Origin of the sequence: Thermogutta sp., from assembly GCF_014359955.1 — a bacterium.
GTDB lineage: Bacteria > Planctomycetota > Planctomycetia > Pirellulales > Thermoguttaceae > Thermogutta.
The window spans coordinates 1-6,445 of record NZ_JACIYL010000194.1 but is presented as its reverse complement, the minus strand read 5'-3'; the positions used below and the strand labels follow the sequence as shown (position 1 = coordinate 6,445).

The window sequence follows — 6,445 nt, the reverse complement described above, 5'->3', positions numbered from 1 at the left end:
ATACAGGCATGCTGGGGGTCTTTGTGGCCCGCGATGTGCTTCTGTTTTATCTGTTTTTTGAAGCGACGCTCATTCCCCTCTTTTTCCTGATCGGGATTTGGGGACACGAGGAACGCCGTTATGCAGCGATGAAGTTCTTCCTGTTCACGCTTGCCGGCAGTGTGCTGACGTTTTTGGGATTGCTGGCCCTGGTGATCTGGAACGCCTACGCGAGCGGTTCAGGAGTGGTGACATTCTCCATTCCCGAACTGACGCAACGGCTGGCGGAACTCCGTGAACGGGGGCAACTACCGCTCGCTTTCCAGTTTTGGGTGTTCTGGGCGCTGTTCGCGGGATTCGCGGTGAAAGTACCGCTCGTCCCGCTTCACACGTGGTTGCCGCTGGCTCACGTGGAGGCCCCGACCGCGGGGAGCGTTTTGCTGGCCGGTATTCTGCTGAAGGTCGGTGGGTATGGATTCCTCCGTTTTGTCCTGCCGATGGTGCCCGATGCAGCCGCGGCGGTGACCCCCTGGATTCTCGCCCTGTCAGCGATCGGGATTGTCTATGGAGCCCTGACGGCTTTTGCCCAGCGCGACATCAAACGCCTCATCGCCTATTCCAGCGTGAGCCACCTGGGGTTCTGCATGCTGGGAATTTTCACGCTTAATTCCCTCGGGCTGCACGGTGGACTTTTGCAGATGATCAACCACGGACTGGCCACCGGTGGGCTGTTTGCCTTGGTGGGGATGATCTACGAACGGTATCACACACGGAAGATCGAATCTTTTGGCGGGCTTGCCCTGAAGCTCCCCGGTCTGGCGTTTTTCATGTTTGTGCTCACATTTTCGAGCATTGGTCTGCCCGGCCTCAATGGTTTTGCCGGGGAATTTCTGGTTCTCGTGGGGATGTTCCAGCGGGCATGGCACGTCGGAGGGTGGGAATGGGCCCTCGCTGTGGCGGGCACACTGGGGGTGGTGCTCGGCGCGTGGTATATGTTGACGCTGGTGGGACGTGTGTTCTTCGGGGCACTTCGGGAACCACCTTCGGAGAGTGTGGCCGCCCGGGATGGTGCGGCGGCTGAGCAGGCCGAGTCCTCGGAGGATTGGCACACTTATTCGGTCTCCGCGGGGCAGCACGGCGTCCGCGACTTGTCCCTCCGCGAGGTGCTGGCTCTTGCACCGCTGGTTGTCTTCATCGTGTGGATCGGCATTCAGCCGCAGTTTTTCCTGAGCCGCATGACTCCCGCCCTGAAGTCGGTTCAGAAGTCCCTGGTGGTACCTGCGCCTGCCCAGATGGCGGACCGAGCGATTATTCCTGGACCACACCAATCGCCCGGTGGGGACGTACCGACCGACCAACTGACGCCGCTTGCTGGAAGTGAAGAGCAACTTGCCGACGCAATCTCCGGCACAGGACACGTGATACTTGATCATCCGACCGACCATGATGACTGACTGGCTTCCTGAAATCGTGCTCACGATCGTCGCCCTGTTGTGCCTGATCCTGGGACCTTTCCAGGTACGGCGAAGCTGGTTTTACACACTGGCCCTCGTCGGGATGGTGGCCGGTGTGGCGCTGTTCTATCTCCAGCAGGGATTTCTCGTCTCCAGCAAAGACATGCTGGCTGTGTTCGGCCGAGGGCTGGCCTTTTCCGTGGGACTGATCCTCGTACTGACGGCCGGCTCATCGGGACAGGAAAGCGAACACGAAGGCGAGCGATTGGGGAGTCTGCTCCTGGGGATTGTCGGTTTGGCGCTGGTGGCTCGGGCGGAAGACCTGGTGCTCCTGTTCGTTGGACTGGAGCTCATCTCCGTCGCGTCGTACATTCTTCTCTATGTCGACAGGGAAGGGCCGAATTATCGAGAGGCGGCCACCAAGTACTTTTACCTCAGCGTGCTTTCCTCGGCTGTGTTCCTGTATGGGTTGAGCTTTGTGTACGGCCTGGCGGGCACGCTGTCGCTGCGGGAGCTCATGCACGCGGGGGCACAGGGCGTGTTTGCAGGTGTCATCGGGGCCATCCCGGTGGTGCTCGTCCTGGCGGGAATCGGCTTCAAAATCGCCGCCGTGCCGTTTCACTTTTATGCTCCCGATGTCTATCAGGGGACTTCTCACCGCAATGCGGCTCTGCTGTCGGCCCTGCCCAAAGCGGCGGGCATGCTGGTGCTGGTGCGGCTCCTGCTGGAAGGAATGTTCGGAGGACCGGACCGCGCATGGCAGGTGGTCCTGGCGCTTTCCGTGCTTACTATGACGTTGGGAAATGTCCTGGCCCTGTGGCAGACGAATCTGCGGCGACTTCTCGCCTATTCGTCGATTGCCCATGCGGGATACATGCTCATCGGCCTCACCGTAGCGATGACGTACGCCACTCCCCAGGGACATCCCTGGGATGGAGCGGCGGCGTTGCTTTTCTATCTCATCGTGTATCTTTTGGCGACGCTGGGCGCGTTTGCCGTGCTCGGCACACTGCGACTCGGTGATCGACCGGTGGAAACGCTCGACGACCTGCGTGGTCTGGCCTATGCACCTCACATGGATCTGCGATTGCTGGCCTGGTCCCTGGCCATCTTTATGCTGAGTCTCGCAGGGATACCGCCGCTGGCTGGTTTTTGGGGGAAGCTCGCCGTGTTCTTCAGCGCCCTGGATGTCGGAGGAGTTCCCGGTGGTGGGCCCGCGAGATCCCGCCTCGTCTTCCTGGCCGTGGTGGGTGCCGTCAACGCGGCCATCGCCGCCGCATACTATCTGCGGGTGGTGGGCACGATGTTCTTTGCCACTGCTCCCGGTGAAACCGCAGGCCAGGAAGGGCGGACGCTCCAGCTTCGGCAGGGTGCCTTGCCGGCCATGTTCGCCGTCGCGCTGTGCGCGATTATGACGGTCCTCATTGGAATTGCCCCAGGGAGATGGATCGAACACGCCCGACGGGCCAGTCCCACGCTTCGTGGCCCACAGCGTTCGATGAAGCTCGCCACCATGGAGGGGACACTTTGGGAAATGAGCGAGCCTGTGGCGTCACCTCTGTCGCCCGTGTCGCAGGACGCGTCCGAATGACGCACCACAGGGCCTGGGAGAGAGTGCGCCACCCGTTTCCTGAACGGTCTTCCGGTTCTGGATCGCTGCACCCAACCGAATCCCTGTCCCCGGCGTCGCCTGTTGTGCCCGGTGGTGCGAAGCGGAATATCCAACGCCGAGAAACGGACCTGCCAGGAAGGTCCCTCCGATCCGCCGGTGTTGCTTGTCGCTCGAGCTGTCTTCACAATGAGTCAAAAGCCGCGCGACGCTTGAGGCAAAGAAAGGGCGTTCCGGGAAGGTGTTGGGGACCGTTTCTGAAAATGACAGGATGTTGACCCGTACGTATGGTGGATCAGGGCGAGTGCCTTATCGTCATCGCAACCTACAACGAGCGGGAAACGCTCCCTCCGCTTTTGGAAGCCATTTTCGCCGCGGTGCCGGCCGCGGATGTGCTTGTGGTGGACGATAATTCCCCCGATGGCACAGGCGCGTGGTGCGAGGAATATTCCCGCCGGGATCCGCGCTTGCGGTGTCTTCATCGACCCGGGAAGCAGGGTCTTGGTTCGGCGATCATCGCGGGGCTTCGCGAAGGGATCGCCCAGGGGTATCGCTACGTGGTCACCATGGATGCCGACTTCAGCCATCCACCGGAGAGGCTCCCCAATCTGCTGGCTGCCATGGAACCGGCTGATGGGCCGAAGGTGGACGTGGCGATCGGTTCCCGTTATGTCCCCGGCGGCCGGATTGAAGGCTGGCCCCTCCGCCGTCACCTGATGAGCCGCGCGATCAACTGGTTTGCGCGACTGATGCTCGGCTTGCCCGTCCGCGATTGCAGTGGCAACTTCCGGTGCTACCGAGCGGCGACACTTGCCCGACTGGATTTCAACGAGTTCTGTTCGTCGGGCTACGCATTTTTTGAGGAAATCCTTTACCGCATGCGGAAGATTGGGGCCGTTTTCTGTGAAGTGCCCATCACGTTTGTGGACCGGCGGGAGGGAGCCTCCAAGATCACCTGGCGGGAAGGACTTCAAGCGGTGGCGGTCATTGTGAAACTCGCCCTTTCCGAACGCTGTGGGCGCAGGAAACCGCAGGGAAAGAGCGGCCAACCTTCTGTCAGAGAGTCCACCGGTCCGTGAGGGGCCCTTCAAACCTGACGCGATCGCGGTGGCACTGCCCCGATGCGAGCAAAAACAATTGGTAATCAAGTCGCCGTTCTTGGTTGCTTTGGGTGACGCCCCAGATGGCTCGACCGTTCAGGTGAACGCATCGAGGACCTGGAGAATCACCGCGATGATGCCCATGAAAACGACGATCCAGACGAGCGTCTTCACTCCGTGCCGCAACACCGCCGGCATGGCCTCTTGTCGGGTGCCGGCATACACCAGGCTCACGGCGATGAGGAGCGGTACGAGATACCACATGTAATTGACAGTCATAACACGGGCGATTCCTGCGTTGCGTTATAAAGAATTGCGTGACTTCTCGGCGTTACTTCGCACCGGGTGTCTCACTCGCTTCTGCCGGGGCCGCGGTGCTCGGTGAGTCCTGGGCGGCCTCCTGTTCTTTGCGGGCGGGGGACTCCGGGAACAGCGGCCCGCCGAATGCATCGAAAATCACCAGGATATTAAGCAATCCGGCGATTGCCGTGTACAGGCTTCCCAGATCGAAATAGGCGTGCAGCTCGTAACAGAGCCGCGACAGCGTCGGCGGATTATCGTCGTCGGTGCCCAGTCGCGGCGGGGCCATGAAGTTATTCCATAACGGCGGTTTGTTCTGTCGCACCCGGGCGGCCTGGATGAGGGCGGGCATGGCCGGCAGGCCCACACCGATCTGGCAGAGATAGTACAGCCGCATGTCTCCCGGCCGGAACGAGGCGTACACCACTCGGGCATATCCAAGCTCGCGATTTCCCCCCAGATAGCAGCCGTAGATGAACAGCCCCATGATGCACACAAAGAAGAGGATGGCTTTGGCCTGGCGGCCCTGGTACCAATGACCAAGGCCCGGCAGCAGCCACGCCAGAAACGCTGCGATCCAGGGATCCTTCAAAGTGACCCACCGGCCTTCTTCGTCCACAAAGCCGGGACCGCGTCGGCCGGCGGGGGCTTGCGTCAGCGAACGCGCTCGTTCACCCATGATTGCCCTTCAGTTCGGTGGGATGGGGTCTTTCTCATGCGGGGATTCTGAGCAATAAACTGTCGCCTGCCCGGACATCGAACCAACGACGGGGACAGGCCAAACCAGGCTGAGTATTCTACCATTGAAGCTAGTCGAGACATCGGAAAATTGCAACGGGTCGCGGGGTTCGGGGGAACACGCCATCCCGCGAGCACCAACCGTCGCCAGCGTGTAAAAACTCACAGCCCCGAGCAGTTCTGCCGGTCATCGGCCTTTCAGTTCCAGCATACGTTCCAGGGCCACCAGGGCATCCTTGGCCGTGGCGTCATCAACGCGAATGACGTTGACCGGCGTGCCGGCCGCCAGGTTTTCCGCGGCCCAGCAGAGATGGGGCAGGTCGATGCGGTACATCGTCGAGCACATGCACACGACCGGGGCGAGGAAGTAGATTTCCTGTTCCGGGTGCTTCTTCTTCAGACGATTGACGAGGTGAAGCTCGGTGCCGATGGCCCATTTGGTGCCGGGTGGGGCCTCCTCCACCGCCCGAATGATCTTGCCCGTCGATCCCACGACGTCGGCCTTTTCCACGACCTCCTTCATGCACTCGGGGTGCACAAGAATTTTGATCCCGGGATAGTTGGAGCGGAAATAGTCCACGTGTTCCGGGCGGAAAATCTGATGGACGCTGCAGTAGCCTTTCCAGAGGATGACGGTGGACTTTTCGATGGCCTCCCGGGAATTGCCACCCAATTCTCGGGCATAGGGATCCCATACTGGCATCGCTTCTAAGGGAATGCCCATTTTCAGGGCGGTGTTTCTGCCGAGGTGCTGGTCAGGAAAGAAGAGAACGCGTCGTCCCCGGGACAGCGCCCACTGAAGAGCGACATCCGCGTTCGCAGAAGTGCACACGGTGCCTCCGTGGCGTCCACAAAATGCCTTGAGTTTGGCGGACGAATTGACATAGGTGACGGGAATGACTTCGGAAATGTCGATGACCTGACTCAACTGCTCCCAGCAATCTTCCACCTGGTCGATTTCTGCCATGTCGGCCATGGAACAGCCCGCCTTCATGTCCGGCAGAATGACGGGGATGCGTTCCCCGCGCTGGGCTACCTTTTCCGGCCGATTGGCCAGGATGTCGGCAGTCTCCGCCATGAAATGGACGCCGCAGAAGATGATGGCCCGGCAGGCTTCGTTTTCAGCCGCCAGGGCGCTCAGGCGATAACTGTCCCCCTGAAGGTCGGAAAGCTCAACCACCTCATCCCGCTGATAGTGGTGGCCGAGGATGAGCAGTCGTGGGCCCATCTCGCGTTTGACGGCCAGGATCCGTTCTCTCAGTTCG

Annotated in this window: 6 protein-coding genes; 3 read left to right on the top strand and 3 right to left on the bottom strand. The window is 60.7% G+C overall.

Annotation, left to right across the window (positions count from 1 at the left end; all coding sequences use genetic code 11):
* From H5U08_RS07930 to H5U08_RS07920, 3 genes are all read left to right on the top strand, one after another.
* Nucleotides 1–1,433, top strand: a 1,433-nt coding sequence (locus tag H5U08_RS07930; RefSeq protein WP_297031946.1) for an NADH-quinone oxidoreductase subunit M, incomplete at its 5' end; no start/stop codon positions are given.
* Nucleotides 1,405–3,024, top strand: a complete 1,620-nt coding sequence (locus H5U08_RS07925) for an NADH-quinone oxidoreductase subunit N (protein ID WP_297031945.1) — start codon at nucleotides 1,405–1,407, stop codon at nucleotides 3,022–3,024. The genes H5U08_RS07930 and H5U08_RS07925, both read left to right, overlap by 29 nt.
* A gap of 305 nt (nucleotides 3,025–3,329) precedes the next feature.
* On the top strand, nucleotides 3,330–4,121 hold the full coding sequence (locus tag H5U08_RS07920; RefSeq protein ID WP_297031943.1) for a polyprenol monophosphomannose synthase: 792 nt from the start codon (nucleotides 3,330–3,332) through the stop codon (nucleotides 4,119–4,121).
* A 117-nt stretch (nucleotides 4,122–4,238) separates the two neighbouring features.
* Here the strand turns inward: H5U08_RS07920 and H5U08_RS07915 are convergent, their stop codons facing one another.
* The 3 genes from H5U08_RS07915 to nadA all read right to left on the bottom strand — a co-directional run.
* A complete protein-coding gene (locus tag H5U08_RS07915) occupies nucleotides 4,239–4,421 on the bottom strand; it encodes a hypothetical protein (protein WP_297031941.1) in 183 nt (60 codons plus the stop codon).
* 52 nt (nucleotides 4,422–4,473) lie between these two features.
* Nucleotides 4,474–5,121: a DUF6677 family protein gene (locus H5U08_RS07910; protein ID WP_297031939.1), complete on the bottom strand. Its 648-nt coding sequence runs from the start codon at nucleotides 5,119–5,121 to the stop codon at nucleotides 4,474–4,476.
* A gap of 246 nt (nucleotides 5,122–5,367) precedes the next feature.
* Nucleotides 5,368–6,445 (bottom strand): quinolinate synthase NadA (gene nadA / locus H5U08_RS07905; RefSeq protein WP_297031938.1); only part of this gene is annotated, 1,078 nt, incomplete at its 5' end.